Genomic DNA, 16,766 nt, shown 5'->3' on the forward strand with positions numbered 1-16,766 from the left:
CCGGACGTCTGTCGTCGGCACGCGCCCGTTTTCACGGCCGCCGGGATACCGCCGGTCTCCGGGAATTCCTGACGGACGCGGTGGCGAGCGGAACACCGGCCGACGACATCAGTCTGCCGCCGTACATCCTGGGCCTGCACGCCCAGGTGGGACGCGGCACCGCACGACTACGCTCCCGGACGCTGGCGGCGCACCGCGCGCTGCACGTCCGGATCCAGGCCGAGTCGGTGCGGGTGGTGACCCAGTACACCGTCCGCGGCGAGCCGGCGCCGGCCGCGCTCGCCCGGTTCGGGCGGATGGTCGGCGAGTGGCGCTCGGCCGCCTCCGTCTGCCGGCAGCAGGCCCAGCAGCTCGCCGACGAGGCGAACCAGCTGATCGCCTGCTACTGGGACGGCGCCTGGGCCCGCACCCGGCGCGACGGTCACGTCGACGAGCCGCGGCCCACGGGCTGGCTGCCCGGGCGGATCACCCTGGACCGCACCTGGGCCCACCTCGACGACGGCCTGCTCAGCGACCGCTGGTACGCCCCGGAACGGGCCGGGCGCGACGCCGGCCCGTCGGCCGTCGCCCAGGCACTGCACATCCTCGACCACCAGGCAGTGCACGGCGGCGGCGCCACCAGCGGCGTCCGCACGGGATGACCTCTCCCCCGTCGCCCGCCGTCCGCCGCCGCTTCGCCGCCCGTCTCCCAGGAAGGCCAGGGAACGTCATCGTGCATCACTCGGCCCGGACCGGTCACCGGTCCACCGTCCGCGCCGCCCGCCGGTTCGCCGTCGTCGTCCCGCTGGCGTGCGCGCTCGCCGCCCTCGTGTCCTGCACCAAGCAGGAGGAAGCCCTCACCACACCCTGCGGGGTGGTCGTCGACGGTTCCGGCTCCGCCGCCGCGGTGGAGCAGGGGTTCGACTCGGAGGCCAAACTCAAGGACAGTCTCATCGAGTTCCTCACCGACCAGAAGTGCGGAACCGTGGACTTCGCCCCCATCACCCGCTCCTCGCGCAACTCCTCCTGCCGGCAGGGCCAGGTGGACCTCGACCCGCCGCACGACGCGAACACCGACCAGAAGGTGCAGCGGGCCAACGCCCGGCAGGAGGCCGCCGGCGCCGCGCTCGCCGAACTCAAGTGCGCCCGCACGCAGAACGGTTCGGACGTGTGGGGCGCGCTGGCCCGCATCGGTGAGGCCGTCGGGAACGACGACGGCGGGACGCCGAAGCTGCTCGTCGTGAGCGACTTCGCCCAGACCGACCCGGAGTTCCGCATCTCGCGGCAGAACCTCGGCACCGAGGCCAGCCGGGCCAAGGTCATCGACTCGCTCGTGAAGAACCGGGGGCTGCCCGGCATCGAGGGCATGGACGTGTTCCCCGTCGGACTCGGCATGCAGTACAAGGCGAAACCCAGCAGGGCCGACGACTTCGAGGCCTTCTGGGTGCAGGCACTCGAAGGGAGGGCCAAGGCACATGTCGACACCCGTTACAAGCGCTGACGGGCCACAGCCGCGCCGCCGGCGCCTCGCACGCTATGTGCCGTTCCCCGGGCGGACCGCACAGCAGACCGCCCGGCCCCGGCCCGGGACCGCCACCGGCGGGCTCGCCGGCCACCGGCCCCTGGTCCTCGACGCCGGGGACGGCGGCAGCCTGCTCGCCGACGCCCGCAAGAGGGGTCTGGCCGCCGGCAAGAAGAAGACGCTGGACCCCTGGGTGCTCAACAGCGGTGACCGGCTGCCGTACTTCGCGGAGCTGGCCTCCCTGCGGGACGCCGTGGTCCACCGGATCGAGGAGGAACTGCGCCTCCAGGAGGAGGCGGCACGGCTCCGGGACGCCCAGGCGGCCTCCGACGTGACCGCGGGCGAGATCGAGACCCGGCTCCTGGACGAACGGCTGCGCGAGGCGGAGCGCGACATCCAGGCCGCCCTGCGCCAGCTCGACCTCCTCGCCCTCCGCTCCTCGCGCTGGCTCCGCTTCCGGGACCGGCTGCGCGAACGGGTGGAGGACCGCTGGCTCCGCGCCCGCTTCCCGGACCCGGACGAGCGGCCGGCCCCCCGCACCCCGGACCCGGACGGCCCCGGCCGCCCGGAGGGCGAACCCGGGCGGGCGGAGGGCGAACCCGGGCGGGCGGCCGGCAAGGCGGAGGGCACGGACCCGGGCGACGACTGGCAGTCGGTGTCCACGGCGGGCACGGACGACACCTCGTCCGCCGCGCTCGGGGAGGCCTACCGCGCCGCACGCCGGGAGACCAGCGGCCTCGGGTCGGGTGAGGGCTGGGAGGGGCTGACGACCCGCCCCGGCCTGCCGCGCTGGCTCACCCTGGCCCTGCTGCTGGTCATCATGGCCGTCGAAGTACCGGTCTACTGGGTGGCCTACCAGCCCTTCCACGGGGTCGGCAGCACGAGCGGGGACCTGATGTCGGGCACGCTCGCCGTCTCCTCCGCCGTCATCATGCTGATCCTGCCGCACCTGGCCGGACACATGCTGCGGTGGCGCTCGGCGACCGGATCGCCGCGCGGCGGCTGGCTCCCGTCCCTCTCGCTGCTCGGTGTGTGGGGCGGTCTGACCTGGCTGCTCGGCACGCTGCGCGCCCGGTTCGTGATGCAGCACGACGCGCCGGCCCCCGTCGCCAAGGACACCGCGGGCTTCCGCGGGCTCGGCGGCTCGGCCACCGGCGACACGACCACCCTGGTGGACCGGCTGCATCTGACGACCCAGACGGTGACGTGGCTGTTCTGCGCGCTGCTGCTGCTCTCGGGCGGGGTCGGGTTCCTGCTCGGCCTGTTCCGGGAGCACCCGTTCCTCGACGCCTTCCGCACGGCGCTGGAACGGCGTGCGGAGCTGCGGCAGCAGCGGGAGCAGAACGTCGCCGACACCGAGCGGGCCCGGGCCGCGCAGCAGACGGCCGGGGACCGGCAGGAGGACCGCAGGCAGGCGGCGAACGAGCGGATCGCCGCGGCCCGCCAGCTGTACGAGGCGGCCGCCCACGACTATCTGGACGGCGTGATGACGGCCTCGAAGGACACCGCCGTCAGCGAGTCGGCGATGCGCCTGTCCCGGAACTGGCCGCTGCTGCCGGCACCGGCGCACCACCGCTGAACGTCCGCGCACCTGCCGGACCGGTACTGCCCCGGCCCCTCGCTCCGAGGGGCCGGGGCAGCCGTGTGCCCGCGCGTTCCGGGACGCGGCCCGCTCACTCCTGCGGGGCGGAGACGACCGCGCGCAGCGGCGCCAGCAGCCGGTTGACCCTGCGCACGTCGTCCGCCGACCCCAGCCGCAGGCACTCCCGGGGGCGGGGGTCGAGGGGCGCGTCCGGGCAGCGGTCCTGGAACAGCTGGAGCGCCGCGCGCGGCCGGCAGCGCTTGGACGTCCACCACAGGCCCTGCGCGTCACCGCACCGTTCGCGGATCACCCGCACCCAGTACCGGGTGCCGGCGTACTCCTCGGTGTCGATCAGCCAGTCGTCCTGCCAGACCGCGGCCAGCCCCTCGGCGGTCGTCAGGTCCACCAGGGACAGTTCCGCCGTGGTGCGGACCGCGGACAGGACGTACCGGGACGCCTGCGCCCAGGGGACCTGGCGCACGCCGTCGGCACCGAACTCGACCGACCTCAGCAGGACTTCTGACAGGGCCGTGACCGGGTCGAGGGCGGCGTAGAGGTAGGGGTAGGGGTCCTTCGCGGTGGGGTCGAAGCGGCTTCCCTTGAAGAACTCGTGCGCGACGTTCGGGTTGAACTCGGCGGCCGTGTACTGCTCCTCGTGGCACCGCCACAGCACGGTGCCGGCCGGCAGGCGGTGCCGCACCGGGTTCATGGGGACGCCCTCGGGCGGGATCTGGCGCCCCATCAGAACGCTCCCACCAGTTCGGCGGCGGCGCGTTCCAGTGCGTCGTCCGGCAGGACGCCGAGGAGTTCGGCGGGGACGCCGCCCAGCCATCGGTTGCCGCCCAGCCACCAGTCGGCGGCTCCCCAGGGGTCGCGGTCCGCGCGCAGCAGTACGTTGATCCGGCGGACGACCGGCAGGGGTTCGGCGGTGCCGGGCCTGAACTGGAAGCGGGGGTAGCAAAGGCCGCGGTCCGGGTCGCGCAGCCGGATCAGTCCGGTGGGTGCGTCCGGGCCGCCGGACGGCTCCTGCCCGGCCTCGGTGAGCACGGCGTGCTCGGACTCGGACAGCGCGGGTACGGCGAGCAGCCGCCGGCGCGCGGTCCGCAGCAGGTCGGCGGGGGCGGGCGGCGGGGTGCCGAGTACGTCGATCACCGCGTCGATCGTGGTGAGGCCGGGCAGTTCGCGGGTGGCGGTGTCATAGCGGTGGCCGCCGAGCGCCTGGGACACCGGGTGGTCGGCCGGCAACGCGGACAGCGTGCGCTTCAGCCGGCGCATGGCACGGGCGACCGCCGGGGCGTCGCGGGCCGCGGTCTCATCCCTCAGCTCCCTGAGGGCGCCGGACAGCCGGACGAGGTCGTCGTCGTCGAGTCCGGTGACGACGGTCGTCCAGTGCGTCCGCAGCAGGCCGAGCAGTTCCTCCGACGTCATGTCCCCTCTCCTTCCTGTCGCCGGACGGATTCCTGTCCCTGGGCGGATTCCGGTCCCCGGGCGGATTCCTGTCGGCCGGCGGGCTCCAGTCGCCGGGCCGGGACGGCCGCCGGTGCGGGGTTGCCCTGGTGGACGAAGGCCGCCCAGGTGTCGGGCCGGGCGCGGAGGTCCTCCGTGAGCCGGCGTGCCGCGATACCCGCGAGCGTCCGTACCTGGGTGCGCTCGTCCGGCGAGGTGAGCATCCAGCGCTGGGCGGCGCGCAGCGCGTCCGGTGGCGCGAGTCCCCGGGCGAGCGCGTCGTGCAGGACGAGCATGAGGATCTCGGACGGCTGGTCCTCCACCCGCCACCGGGTCCCGATGGCGTCGGCGGCCAGCCGGTGCACCAGGACCGAGGTGACGGTCAGGGCCTCGTCGTGGTCGCGGGTGGTGAGGTCCGTCTCGCAGCCGCCGCACACCACCAGGGGGCCGGCCGACCGGAAGGCGTCACCCTCGGCGGGCGTCTCCAGCAAGGTGCTCAGCGTGAGGTCACCGGAGCCGTGCGGCTCGCCGGCCGGGGCGGCCAGCCGGAGGGCCGACCGGGTGGGGTCGGGACCCGCGAGCCCGTGACAGGCGATGTGCACCAGGGACGCGGGGTCGGCCGCCAGCCCGCCGAGCAGGGCCAGGACCGTCGCCGGGGTGGCGGGTTCCGCGTCGGGGCGGTACACCACGGCCTGCGGATACAGCACGTCCGCGAGTGTGTCGATCTCCTCCTCGGCCCACTCCAGGTCGTCCAGCGCGTGGAAGACCAGGGCCGGCCGGCCGGCGGGCGCCATGCGCCGGCGGGCCGCGGCGCGCAGGAACTCGCGGCCGGAGGCGGCGTGGGTGAGGACGGCGACCTCGCAGGCGCGCACGGCGCCCGGGGCGCCGTACCCGCCGGGTGGTCGCAGGACGGCCGCCTGCCAGGGGACGACGCCCAGATCGCCGCAGGGCACCAGCACGAGGCGTACGGCGTCGGGACGTTCGTCCGCCGCCGCGGCGCCCGGCAGGCCGGCCTCGGCGAGGGCGCGGTCCCACACCCCGAGGTGGTCCAGTGCGGGACCGAGGACCGCGCCGGCCCACGAGCACATGCCGTCCAGGGCGTGCAGCCAGCGGCGCCGGGCGCGGCCGCGTTCCTCCGGGCCCGTGGTGTCGCCGGAGCGGTCGTCCAGGCGCTGCAGGTGTGCCCCGGCGGCCAGGTACTCCGCGACGGGGCCGCGGCCGTCGGGGGCGAGTCCGGGCAGGGGCAGCGACTCGGCGGGGCGGTCGCGGGTGACGACGAGGACGGCCCCGTCCGCGCCTTCCACGCCGGGGACCAGGTACAGCAGCGCGTCCGCCGCCGACGCCCGCAGTCCCTCGCGCAGGTCGTCGACGGAGGCGGTCACGGGCCGGACGTGGGCGCCTCCCTGGCCTCGCAGCACGTCCAGGGAGCGGCGCCGCACGTCTCCGGGGAGGCCGGGGGTGCCCATTCCCATGCCGGCCAGCACGTCCAGGGGTGAGCCGCGCCGCGCGCCACCGTTGCCTGCCGTGCCCGGCGGCTGCGGCGGGTCCAGCAGGTCCGACGGGTCCGGCGGTTGCGGCGGGTCCAGCGGGTCCGACGGGTCCGGCGGTTGCGGCGGGTTCAACGATTGTGGCGGTTGTGGCGGTGCCGGCGGGCTGTGGGCTCCCGGGTCACCGCCCGGACCGGTGGTGGCCGGGTCCGCCGCGGAGCGCGGTCGCCATGCCGAGGCGTCGGTCCCGTCCCAGGAGTGGTCAAAGGCCGCGGTGCGCCAGCGTTCGGCCAGTTCGCTCTCGCCGAGGGCCGCCAGCCGGTCGGCGACACCCGCCGAGACGGCCGCCGCGCCGAGCACCAGCGAGCGGCCCGCCTCCAGGCATGCGATCGCCTCCTGCGTCCGGCCGGCCCGCAACGCCCAGAAGGCCGCCTTGCGGCCGCGGTCGGCGGCCTCGCGAGCGATGCGCAGGCCGCGGCCGACGCCCTGCTGGAGCAGTACGTCGTCGGCGGCCAGCCGGAGCGAGGTACGGGCGAGGTCCACGGCGGCACGCAGGTCGTCGTCGGCGCCGGGGGTGCCGGCCCGGACGGTGGCGCGCCGGGCCCGGAGCTCGGCCAGGTCCCAGTGCACGCGGGCGCCGCTCTGTCCGCCGTCGGGCAGTTCCGCCCGTGCCTGTTCCAGTTCCGCGATCGCCTCGTCCAGCACCCGGGGGTCACGGGTGAAGCCGTGGAGCGTGTCCAGGGCGATGGCGATGCCGCGGCGGACCCAGGGCCGGAAGTCCGAGGTGAAGCCGGGTGTCTCGAGGGCGGCCCGGGCGCGGGACACGCCTTCGGCGATGCGGCCGGGGTCCGACTCGACGATCGCCGTCAGGGTGATGAGAGGGGCCCATGTGGCGTCGAGGAGGCCCCGCATGACGGGCATGTCCACCGACGTCTGTGCCGCTCGCTGCATGTGGTGCGCGGCCGCCCGCAGGTGGTCCGTCCGGTCGCCGGCCGCCGTGCCGAGCACGACGCGGCCCAGATAGGCGACGCTGAGCACCAGGGCGATCTGGGCGCCGGTCCATTCCTCGGCGTCGTCGAAGGCGTCGTCCAGTTCGAGTTCGCACGCCGCGTCGACGACGTCCTCCAGCGCCTCCTCGTCGCCGCTGTCCAGGGCCCGCTTCAGCCGGGTGTTGAGCCGGGCGGTCTCCACGCTCAGCCGCAGGGAGGCTTCGATGCCGTTCACGGGGCCCTCGTCCCAGGACAGTTCCTCCAGCAGGGCCAGGGCGGTGTCCTCGTCCTGGAGGCTGCCACCGGTGAGGGAGGCTCCGATGAGCAGGCCGGGCACGATGGCGCGGAGCCATCGGGCGTGTGCCGAGCCGTCGAGTTCACCGGCCGCGGACGCCTCGTGCATCAGCCGGAGGGCCTCCCGGAAGCCCTGCATGTCGCCGGTGCGCACGGCGAGGGCGACATGGAACAGCGCGGCGATCATCCGGGACGTGAGGGGCGCGGGGCGGGCCTCGCCCGTGTCGGCGTCCGGTGCGCCCGACAGCTCGGCGAGGAGTCCGGGCAGGTCCTGCGGGGTGATCGTGCCCGGTGTCAGGATCTCGGCCAGGGCGAGGAGCTGGGCGCGGGCGTGGTGGGCCTCGTCCGGTGCGTCGGGCCCGGCGTCCGGCGCGGCTTCCTCCCCCTCCTCGGAGGCCGCCGATGGACCGGTCTCGATGATGTCGAACAGCGAGGGCAGGACGGCTCGCAGCGGGGGCGGCAGCGACGCGGCGGCCTCGGAGCCGAAGAACCGCCGGGCCCCGGAGACGGCCTGGCCCATGTCGCCGCCGAGCAGGGCGTCCGTCATCTCGCCGAAGAGGCGCAGCTGGTCGCGGAACTCGGGGGTCATCTGCTGCTCGTGCCGCTCCAGCAGCAGTCGTACGAGCAGCCGGCTGTCCTCGACGAAGCCCGAACCGCCCTCGGCGAGGGGGGTGCCGAGCGCGAACACGTTCATGAGCTGGTCGACGCTCCACTGGCCGGAGCGTCCGGCCGCGACCACACGGTTCAGCCACACCATCCGTGCCCCGACCAGTGCCACCAGGTCCCGGTGCGCGGCGTCCCGGTCCGCGTCGCCGAGGAGGGCCGACGTACGGGCCTCCTCCAGCAGGGGCAGCGCGCGCTCCCGGTCGGCCGGGGCGCCTTCCAGGACGAATCTGACAGCGCGGCACCTGCCGAGGCGTGCCGCCACCGCCGCAGCCGATGTCCCGCCGTCTTCCGGCGCGGTCAACTCGGCGAGCAGTGACTCGAGTTCGTCCGTCAGGTCGTCGAGCAGCGGGCCTCGCAAGCCGGTGTACGCCTCCGGGTCGACCGGTACGGCGAAGCCGTCCGCGCGGGCGAGCGCGGCGGCGGCGCGGTCGGCCACGGGCATGGTTCCGGCGTCACTCATGCGTCATCCCCTCCGCCGCCATGGTGCCCGTTCCCCCGCCCGGGCAGCCGGGTCTCGCGCGCCTCACCGGCATCCTGCCGGACAACGCCCGGCTCCCGGCCGGTTTCCGCCCGATCCGCCGTGGCGTCCTCGGGGTGCCGTCGGCGTGTGGAACGGCCCGTTGCGGCCGCCGGTCCGGAGGCGGCCGCGTCGGGGACGACGGTCTCAGCCGGTGCGCCGGTCCCGGCCCGAGGCCAGCGTCAGCGCCAGGTACAGCACCGAGGAGGTGCCGAGGCCCACCGCCCAGCCGTAGTCGGCGAGCGGGGACAGCGCCGGGACGGGGCGGCCGTCGGTCAGGGGTTTGAGGCTCGCGCCGCCGATCGCGAGGACACCGCCGGCCAGGAAGGCGACGACGGCCCGCCAGTTCCAGCCGCCCGTGTACCAGTAACGGCCGCCCGCGCGGTACAGGTCGGCGAGGTCGAGGCGGGTGCGGCGCACGACCCAGTAGTCGACGACGAGGATGCCGGCGACCGTGCCGAGCAGGCCGCCGACGAGACCGAGCCAGGTGAAGATGTAGCCCTGCGGGTCGGAGTACAGCTTCCAGGGGAAGATGAGGACCGCGAGGACGGCGGTGATGAGCGCTCCGGTGCGGAAACTCACCTTCGCCGGTGCCACGTTGGAGAAGTCGAAGGCCGGGGAGACCAGGTTGGCGGCGATGTTCACGGACAGGGTGGCGACCAGCACGGTGACCAGCGCGTAGAGCAGTCCGGCCACGTTGTCGGTCTTGGCGGCGAGCTGGACCGGGTCCCAGACCGGCTCGCCGTACACCGCCTGCGAGCCCGAGGTGACCAGCACCGACAGGAACGCGAACAGGGTCATCGTGGTCGGCAGGCCCAGGGCCTGGCCCCACGTCTGCGCCTTCTGGCTGCGCCCGTACCGGGTGAAGTCGGGGATGTTCAGGCTCAGGGTGGACCAGAACCCGATCATGCCCATCAGCGAGGGCCAGAACAGCTTCCAGAATTCCCCGCCCCAGCCGAGCCGGGAGGGCTGGTCGAAGAGCGGGCCGACGCCGCCGGCCTTGCTGCTCATCCACCACAGCATCACGAACGCGCCGACGAGGACGAAGGGCGCGGCCCAGTTCTCGAAACGGCGGATGGTCTCCATGCCCCGGTGGATGATGGCGACCTGGATGGCCCAGAAGATCGCGAACGACAGCCACATGGTCCAGGCGTAGCCTCCGATGTGCGCGGCGCCCGACCAGCTGTCGCCGATCAGTTTCCCGGCGAGGAAGTAGATGGCCTCGCCGCCGATCCAGGTCTGGATGCCGAACCAGCCGCACGCCACCAGCGCCCGTACGACGGCGGGCAGGTTGGCGCCGCGCACGCCGAAGGAGGCGCGGGCGAAGACGGGGAAGGGGATGCCGTACTTGGGGCCCGCGTGCCCGGTCAGCAGCATCGGGACGAGCACGATCAGGTTGGCGAGGGCGATGGTGAACACCGCCTGCTTCCAGTCCATGCCCACCGCGATCAGTCCGGAGGCGAGGGTCCAGGAGGCGGTGTTGTGGGCCATGCCGACCCACAGGGCGGAGAAGTTGTACGTCGTCCAGGTGCGTCGCGCCGTGGGGACCGGGAGGAGGTCCTCGTTGGCGTAGGGGCCGCTGGGCGGCGGTGTTGCGGGGGCGAGTTCCACGCGCCCGTCGGGGAGGGTGACCTGGCCGGACGTCGGTATGGCCGGGTGAGCGGTGTCGGTCATGGGCTGGCCAATCGGGGAGAGGCGGATCGGGAAAGGCCGTTGCGGGCACCAGCCCCCTCCCCGGGACGGCGGGGAGGGGAGACCAAGAGGGGGCGTGGGGGTCTCGCGGAGGGGGTTCAGGCGGTGACGGCGGGGATCACCCGGCTTCCGTAGGCGTCGATGGTGGCCTCCTGTGCGTCGTGCATGTCGTACACCGCGAACTGGTCGACGCCCAGGGCGCGCAGTGCCTTCAGTTTCTCGACGTGCTTCTCGGCCGGGCCGATGACGCAGAACCGGTCCACGATCTCGTCCGGCACGAACCGGGTGTCGGGGTTGTCGCTGCGTCCGTGGTGGGAGTAGTCGTAGCCCTGCCGGGCCCTGATGTAGTCGGTGAGTTCCTCGGGCACCTGGGAGGAGTGCTCGCCGTACTTGGCGACCAGGTCGGCGACGTGGTTGCCGACCATGCCGCCGAACCAGCGGCACTGGTCGCGGGCGTGGGCGAGGGCCTCGGGCGAGTCGTCCTCGGTGACGTACGCCGGGGCGGCGACGCAGATCGTCACCTCGGAGGGGTCACGGCCGGCCGCCACCGCCGCGTCCTTGACGGCCTTCACCATGTACTCGGTCAGGTACAGGTCGGCGAGCTGGAGGATGAACCCGTCGGCCTCCTCACCGGTCATCTTCAGCGCCTTGGGGCCGTACGCGGCCATCCAGACGGGGAGTTCGGCGCCCTCCTTGATCCACGGGAAGCGGATCTTCGTGCCGCCGAGGTCGGCCTCCTCGCCGCGGCCGAGGGCGCGGATGACCTTCATGGCCTCGCTGATCCGGGCGAGGGTGTTGGGTTTGCGGCCGGCGACGCGCATGGCGGAGTCGCCGCGGCCGATGCCGCAGACGGTGCGGTTGCCGAACATGTCGTTGAGGGTGGCGAAGGTGGAGGCGGTGACCTCCCAGGTGCGGGTGCCCGGGTTGGTGACCATCGGGCCGACCGTCAGCTCCGCGGTGTTCGCGAGGATCTGGCTGTGGATCACGAACGGTTCCTGCCACAGCACGGCGGAGTCGAAGGTCCAGCCGTAGCGGAAGCCGTTGCGTTCGGCCCGTTGCATCAGGCTGATGACGCGGGAGGCGGGCGGGTCGGTCTGCAGGACGAGTCCGAAGTCCATGGGGCGCCACTCCTAGTTCAGGTACTGACAGGTGGAGCGTGGGGTGTAGACGCCGTGCCCGGCGTGTCCCGTGTATTCCCGCTGGTCGATGACGAGTTCACCGCGTGACAGAACCGTCTCGACGCAGCCGGTGACGCGCTTGCCCTCGTACGCCGAGTAGTCGACGTTCATGTGGTGGGTCTCGGCGGACATCACCTGTTCGGCGTGCGGGTCGTAGATGACGACGTCCGCGTCGGCGCCCGGGGCGATGGTGCCCTTCTTCGGGTACAGGCCGAACATCCGGGCCGGGGTGGCGCAGGCGATCTCGATCCAGCGGCGGCGCGAGATCCGCCCGTCGACGACCGCCTGGTGGAGCAGGTCCATGCGGTTCTCCACGCCCGGCAGCCCGTTGGGAATCTTGGAGAAGTCACCGCGGCCCAGTTCCTTCTGGCCCGCGAAGCAGAAGGGGCAGTGGTCGGTGGAGACCACCTGGAGGTCGTTGGTGCGCAGCCCTCTCCACAGCGCGGCCTGGTGCTCCTTCGGCCTGAGCGGCGTGCTGCACACGTACTTGGCGCCCTGGAAGTCCGGTTCGGCGAGGTTGTCGGTGGACAGGAACAGGTACTGCGGGCAGGTCTCGCCGAAGACGTTCAGCCCCTCGTCCCGGGCGCGGGCCAGCTCGGCCACCGCCTCCGTCGCCGAGACGTGCACCACGTACAGCGGGGCTCCGGCGACCTGGGCGAGGCGGATGGCGCGGTGGGTGGCCTCGGCCTCCAACAGGGCCTTGCGGACCTCACCGTGGTGGCGCGGGTCGGTCTCGCCGCGGGCCAGCGCCTGCTCGACCAGGACGTCGATGGCGATGCCGTTCTCGGCGTGCATCATGATCAGCCCGCCGTTCCCGGCGGCGCGCTGCATGGCCCGCAGGATCTGCCCGTCGTCCGAGTAGAACACCCCCGGATAGGCCATGAACTGCTTGAAGGAGGTGACGCCCTCCTCGACCAGCAGGTCCATCTCCTTCAGTGTCTCCTGGTTCACATCGGAGACGATCATGTGGAAGCCGTAGTCGATCGCGCAGTTGCCCTCGGCCTTGGCGTGCCAGGCGTCCAGGCCCTCGCGCAGGGTGTGGCCGACGCTCTGCACCGCGAAGTCGACGATCGTCGTCGTACCGCCCCAGGCGGCGGCTCGGGTGCCGGTCTCGAAGGTGTCGGAGGCGAAGGTGCCGCCGAAGGGCAGCTCCATGTGGGTGTGGGCGTCGACGCCGCCCGGGATGACGTACTTCCCGGTGGCGTCGATGACGTGTTCGGCACCGAACGCCTCGGCGGCGGGGGTGCCGGACGCCGCGAGGGCGGCGATGCGGCCGTCCTCGATCAGGACGTCGGCGTGGATCTCGTCGGACGCGGTGATGACGAGACCACCGCGGATGAGTGTGCGGCCGGTCATGGGTCCTCTCCCTCGCTGGTCGTGTGCGGCTGCGCCGTGGCTGGTCGCGCAGTTCCCCGCGCCCCTTCGGGGGCGCTCTCCCCTACGGCGCCGTCAACGGTCCGTACGCGCCCGGCGCGCGGTCGCGGTAGAACTGCCAGCGGTCGCGGACCTCGCGGAGCACCGCCAGATCCAGGTCGCGGACGACGAGTTCGGTCTCCTTGTCGCTCGCCGGCTCGCCGACGAACCGGGCCTCCGGGTCGACGAAGTACGTCGTGCCGTAGAAGTCGTTGTCGCCCAGGTCCTCCACGCCGACCCGGTTGATCGCGCCGACGAAGTACTCGTTGGCGACGGCCGCCGCCGGCTGTTCCAGCTGCCACAGGTAGCGGGACAGGCCCCGGGAGGTGGCCGAGGGGTTGAAGACGATCTCGGCACCGGCGAGACCCAGGGCCCGCCAGCCCTCGGGGAAGTGGCGGTCGTAGCAGATGTAGACGCCGATCCTGCCCACGGCCGTGTCGAAGACGGGCCAGCCGCTGTTGCCGGGGCGGAAGTAGAACTTCTCCCAGAAGCCCTGCACCTGGGGGATGTGGGTCTTGCGGTACTTGCCCAGGTAGGAGCCGTCCGCGTCGATCACGGCCGCGGTGTTGTACAGGACGCCGGGCTGCTCCTCCTCGTACATGGGCAGGACGAGGACGATGCCCAGCTCGCGGGCGAGTGCCTGGAAACGCCGGACGGTCGGGCCCTCGGGGATCCGCTCGGCGTACTCGTAGAACGCCTTGTCCTGGACCTGGCAGAAGTAGGGGCCGTAGAACAGCTCCTGGAAGCACAGGACTTGGGCGCCCTGGGCGGCGGCGTCGCGGGCCGCCTGCTCGTGGACCTGGATCATCGATTCCTTGTCGCCGGTCCAGGCGGTCTGGAAGAGGGCGGCACGGATCACTCGGCTCATCGGGACCTCCGGTAGCTCGGTGTGCGGTGAGCCTAGGAAGCGCGGAGGTCCGGTTCGACGGGCAGCGTGTCACGTCCGCGGGCGGCCGGCGTGCCACCGTGTCACGAGTGCGCCGTCCCATGTTTCACCGCCGTCGTCGCATGTCCTGGCATGTTTCACCCCTGTTGCGCGTCGTGCGCGAGGAGCGCGATGTGCACGGAGGCCGCCTGTTCGAAGTCGTCCAGGTCGACGCCGAGGCGGGCCTGTATCGCCTCCAGGCGGCGGTACAGGGCCGGCCGGGAGACATGGTGGAGCAGGGCGGTACGGGACTTGTTGCGGCCCGTCGCCAGATAGGTCCGCAGGACGTTCAGCAGCTCCGGTCCGGGCTCGCGCAGCAGCCCGTCCAGCTCCCGTTCGGCGAAGGACTGCACGTGCGGGTCGTCCCGCAGCAGCCGGACCAGCCCGCGCAGGTGGACGTCCCTGAGCCGGACGACGGCCGGCAGGTCCAGGGCGGCCGCGGAGTCGGCGACGGCGTCGGCGACGTGCCGGGCCTCGCGCAGCCCGGCGGGCACGTCGTCCCAGGCGGTGCGCGGTCCGGCGGCGGCGACCGTGGGAGCCGGTCCGGTCTCGGCGCGCAGCCGGGACGCGAAGTGCGCGGTCAGCGCATCGGCCTGCTGGTCGCGGGCGAGGCTGAGCAGGACGGCGACGACCCCGTCGGACAGCTCGGCGACGAGTCCGGGCAGCCCCAGGATGCGCAGCACGCGCCCCAGTTCGGCCGGGTCCGCGCCGGGTACGGCCAGCGGGACGAAGATCCGCCGGTTGACCGGGAGGCCGGCCGCACGCGCCCGCGGCAGCAGCTGCCGGGCCGGTACGACCCCGGAGACCAGGTCGGTGAGCAGGCTCTGAGCGCACTGCTCCTCCCAGCTGTGCGCGGAGCCGCCGCCGAGCATGCGGTGCAGGACCAGCGCCTCGGCCGCCCGGTCGGCGAGCAGTCCCCCGGTGGCCGCGTCGCCGCGGTAGCCGCACAGCACCAGCCGGCCCCACCGCTCCCCGCGTCCGCCGAGTTCGGCGTGGATCCAGCCGTCGCCCGCGCCGCCGCCGGCCTGCCGTGCGATCCGCTCCCAGTCGCGCAGCACGTCGTCCACCGCGGGCCGCTCCCCCGCCGTGGCGAGGACGCGGTGGGCGAGGTTGGTGACGACGACCGGGCAGCCGCTGTGCCGGGCGACCTCGTCGAGCAGCCGGCCGAGCGGGGCACCGGCCGTGATGAGCGCGGTGAGGGCGGTCCGCACGGTCTCCGACAGGCTGACGGCCGCGAACTTCCGCCGTACGAGCCGGCACTGGACCTCCTCCGTCAGCTCGGCGAAGGGGAACGGCCGGTGCAGGACGACCATGGGCAGCCCGCACCGCTCGGCGGCCCGGCGCATCACCTCGGGCGGCGTGGGGAAGGCCCGGCCGAGTCCGAGCACGACGGCCGCGGCCTCGGCCCGGTGCAGGGACTGGATGTACTCGGCCTGCCTGGCCTCGTCGCCGGCGAGGAGCACCCCGGTGGTGAGCACCATCTCGCCGCCGCTGAGCATCACGCCGACGTCGGCCGCCTCGGCGACGTGCACCCAGCGCACGGGCCGGTCGAGCTGCCCGGCGCCGGCGACCACTTCGGGGTCCCCGGCGAGGACACGCTCCAGGCCGAGTACCTGGCGGACCGAGAGGACGGGCTCCGGTGGCTGCCGGGCGGGGTGTCCCGTGTCGATGTCGGATGCCATGGCCGTGTCCCTTGCTCGGTCGGTGCTGGGCTGCGCCCAAAAGGGGCGCGGGGAACTGCGCGACGGGCCCTGCGGGCGATCGGCGACGTGCCCCGCGGATGTTCGCCGGGGCCCGTCACGGCTCTCCCCGCGCAGCGCCTAGTACGAACTGCGCAGCGCTTGTTCGAGGATGGCCGCCCCTTCCTCGGCCTCGGCGACGGTCAGCGACAGCGGTGGGGCGATCCGCAGGGCGCTGGTGTCGTGCCCGCCTCCCTTGCCGATGAGCAGTCCGCCCTGGCGTGCCGCCTCCAGCACGGCGGAGGCGGCCCGCGGATCGGCCTCGTCGGTGCCGGGCTTGACCAGCTCGACGCCGATCATCAGGCCGCGGCCGCGCACCTCCCGTACCCCGGGCAGTTGGGCGGTGACCGCTCGCAGGCGTTCGATGAGCAGGCCGCCGACGCGCCGGGCGTTGCCCTGGAGGTCGTGTTCGAGGAGATAGCCGAGGTTGGCGAGCCCGGCGGCCATGGTGATCTGGGTGCCGCCGAAGGTGGAGATGCTGTTGGCGTCCAGGCAGTTCATGATCTCGGCACGGGCGATGACGCCGCCGATGGACATGCCGTTGCCGATGCCCTTGGCGAAGGTGACGATGTCCGGCGGGCCGCTGCGGGCGTGTGCCTGCCAGCCCCAGAAGTGGTCGCCGGTGCGGCCCCAGCCGGTCTGCACCTCGTCGGCGATCCACAGGATCCCCTGCGCCTTCAGCACGTCGCGGAAGGCCGCGTACAGCCCGTCGGGCGGCGAGGTGAACCCGCCGACGCCCTGGACGGGTTCGGCGATCAGCGCGGCCGGCGGCCGGGTGTGGCCGAGGACGTCCTTCAGGTCGGCGACGCAGGCGTCGATGAAATCGCGGTCGTCGAGACCGGCGAACGGACCCCGGGTGCGCACGCCGCCGTGGACGTAGAGGGTCTGGAGCGGGGACAGCGAGGTCGGGGACCAGCCGCGGTTGCCGGTGACGCCGACCGCGCTGAAGGAGCGCCCGTGGTAGCTGTTGCGCATCGCCAGGATCGTGTTGCTGCGCCGGTAGGCGGTGGCGAGCAGCAGGGCGGTGTCGTTGGCCTCGGTGCCGGAGGTCGTGAAGAACACCCGGGCGTCCGGGATGCCGCTCACATGGGCGATGCGCTCGGCGAGTTCGACCATCGGCCGGTTGAGGTAGAGGGTCGAGGAGTGGATGATCCGGCCGGCCTGCTCGCTGACCGCCTTGGTCACCTCGGGCAGCGCGTGCGCGGTCATCGTGGTCAGGATGCCGCCGAAGAAGTCCAGGTACCGGCGGCCGTTGAAGTCCCAGACGTGCCGTCCCTCGCCGTGGGTGATCTCGATCGGGTCGTCGTAGTAGAGGGCGAGCCAGTCGGGCATGACCC

Annotated in this window: 12 protein-coding genes; 3 read left to right on the forward strand and 9 right to left on the reverse strand. The window is 73.4% G+C overall.

Features of this window, described 5'->3' with window-relative positions; all coding sequences use genetic code 11:
• The first annotated feature begins 80 nt into the window (after positions 1-80).
• The 3 genes from JK361_RS02190 (at position 81) to JK361_RS02200 (ending at position 3,080) form a co-directional block, all read left to right on the forward strand.
• Entirely contained in the window at positions 81-641 is a 561-nt protein-coding gene (locus JK361_RS02190; protein WP_201813871.1) for a hypothetical protein, read from the forward strand.
• Between the two features lie 71 nt (positions 642-712).
• Positions 713-1,480 carry a hypothetical protein gene (locus tag JK361_RS02195; protein ID WP_201813872.1) on the forward strand — a complete coding sequence of 256 codons (768 nt, stop codon included), beginning with the start codon at positions 713-715 and terminating at the stop codon, positions 1,478-1,480.
• On the forward strand, positions 1,455-3,080 hold the full coding sequence (locus JK361_RS02200) for a hypothetical protein (protein ID WP_201813873.1): 1,626 nt from the start codon (positions 1,455-1,457) through the stop codon (positions 3,078-3,080). Before JK361_RS02195 ends, JK361_RS02200 begins: the two co-directional genes overlap by 26 nt.
• A gap of 94 nt (positions 3,081-3,174) precedes the next feature.
• Here JK361_RS02200 and JK361_RS02205 read toward each other — a convergent pair whose 3' ends face one another.
• The 9 genes from JK361_RS02205 to JK361_RS02245 form a co-directional block, all read right to left on the reverse strand.
• On the reverse strand, positions 3,175-3,825 hold the full coding sequence (locus JK361_RS02205) for an RES family NAD+ phosphorylase (protein ID WP_201813874.1): 651 nt from the start codon (positions 3,823-3,825) through the stop codon (positions 3,175-3,177).
• Positions 3,825-4,511 (reverse strand): hypothetical protein, encoded by a 687-nt coding sequence (locus JK361_RS02210; RefSeq protein WP_201813875.1) that lies wholly within the window; start codon positions 4,509-4,511, stop codon positions 3,825-3,827. Before JK361_RS02210 ends, JK361_RS02205 begins: the two co-directional genes overlap by 1 nt.
• Entirely contained in the window at positions 4,508-8,425 is a 3,918-nt protein-coding gene (locus JK361_RS02215) for a CHAT domain-containing protein (RefSeq protein WP_201813876.1), read from the reverse strand. The genes JK361_RS02210 and JK361_RS02215 overlap by 4 nt, the downstream gene beginning before the upstream one ends.
• A gap of 204 nt (positions 8,426-8,629) precedes the next feature.
• Positions 8,630-10,156, reverse strand: coding sequence for an NCS1 family nucleobase:cation symporter-1 (locus JK361_RS02220; protein ID WP_201813877.1), 1,527 nt, complete (start codon positions 10,154-10,156; stop codon positions 8,630-8,632).
• 116 nt (positions 10,157-10,272) lie between these two features.
• Positions 10,273-11,292 carry a TIGR03842 family LLM class F420-dependent oxidoreductase gene (locus JK361_RS02225; protein WP_201813878.1) on the reverse strand — a complete coding sequence of 340 codons (1,020 nt, stop codon included), beginning with the start codon at positions 11,290-11,292 and terminating at the stop codon, positions 10,273-10,275.
• A gap of 12 nt (positions 11,293-11,304) precedes the next feature.
• Positions 11,305-12,708, reverse strand: coding sequence for a dihydropyrimidinase (gene hydA / locus JK361_RS02230; protein WP_201813879.1), 1,404 nt, complete (start codon positions 12,706-12,708; stop codon positions 11,305-11,307).
• 82 nt (positions 12,709-12,790) lie between these two features.
• Entirely contained in the window at positions 12,791-13,633 is an 843-nt protein-coding gene (locus JK361_RS02235) for a nitrilase-related carbon-nitrogen hydrolase (RefSeq protein ID WP_201813880.1), read from the reverse strand.
• Between the two features lie 155 nt (positions 13,634-13,788).
• Positions 13,789-15,372 (reverse strand): PucR family transcriptional regulator, encoded by a 1,584-nt coding sequence (locus JK361_RS02240; RefSeq protein ID WP_201813881.1) that lies wholly within the window; start codon positions 15,370-15,372, stop codon positions 13,789-13,791.
• Positions 15,373-15,510: 138 nt separating this feature from the next.
• Positions 15,511-16,761 carry an aspartate aminotransferase family protein gene (locus tag JK361_RS02245; protein ID WP_201814237.1) on the reverse strand — a complete coding sequence of 417 codons (1,251 nt, stop codon included), beginning with the start codon at positions 16,759-16,761 and terminating at the stop codon, positions 15,511-15,513.
• Between the last annotated feature and the right edge of the window lie 5 nt (positions 16,762-16,766).

The organism is Streptomyces musisoli, assembly GCF_016741855.1.
GTDB lineage: Bacteria > Actinomycetota > Actinomycetes > Streptomycetales > Streptomycetaceae > Streptomyces > Streptomyces musisoli.

Bases quoted from the DNA above. Each gene is read 5' to 3' on its own strand.
- JK361_RS02200 (WP_201813873.1), top strand. From the start codon at position 1,455: ATGTCGACACCCGTTACAAGCGCTGACGGGCCACAGCCGCGCCGCCGG.
- JK361_RS02205 (WP_201813874.1), bottom strand. From the start codon at position 3,825: ATGGGGCGCCAGATCCCGCCCGAGGGCGTCCCCATGAACCCGGTGCGG.
- JK361_RS02210 (WP_201813875.1), bottom strand. From the start codon at position 4,511: ATGACGTCGGAGGAACTGCTCGGCCTGCTGCGGACGCACTGGACGACC.
- JK361_RS02215 (WP_201813876.1), bottom strand. From the start codon at position 8,425: ATGAGTGACGCCGGAACCATGCCCGTGGCCGACCGCGCCGCCGCCGCG.
- JK361_RS02220 (WP_201813877.1), bottom strand. From the start codon at position 10,156: ATGACCGACACCGCTCACCCGGCCATACCGACGTCCGGCCAGGTCACC.
- JK361_RS02225 (WP_201813878.1), bottom strand. From the start codon at position 11,292: ATGGACTTCGGACTCGTCCTGCAGACCGACCCGCCCGCCTCCCGCGTC.
- hydA (WP_201813879.1), bottom strand. From the start codon at position 12,708: ATGACCGGCCGCACACTCATCCGCGGTGGTCTCGTCATCACCGCGTCC.
- JK361_RS02235 (WP_201813880.1), bottom strand. From the start codon at position 13,633: ATGAGCCGAGTGATCCGTGCCGCCCTCTTCCAGACCGCCTGGACCGGC.
- JK361_RS02240 (WP_201813881.1), bottom strand. From the start codon at position 15,372: ATGGCATCCGACATCGACACGGGACACCCCGCCCGGCAGCCACCGGAG.
- JK361_RS02245 (WP_201814237.1), bottom strand. From the start codon at position 16,761: ATGCCCGACTGGCTCGCCCTCTACTACGACGACCCGATCGAGATCACC.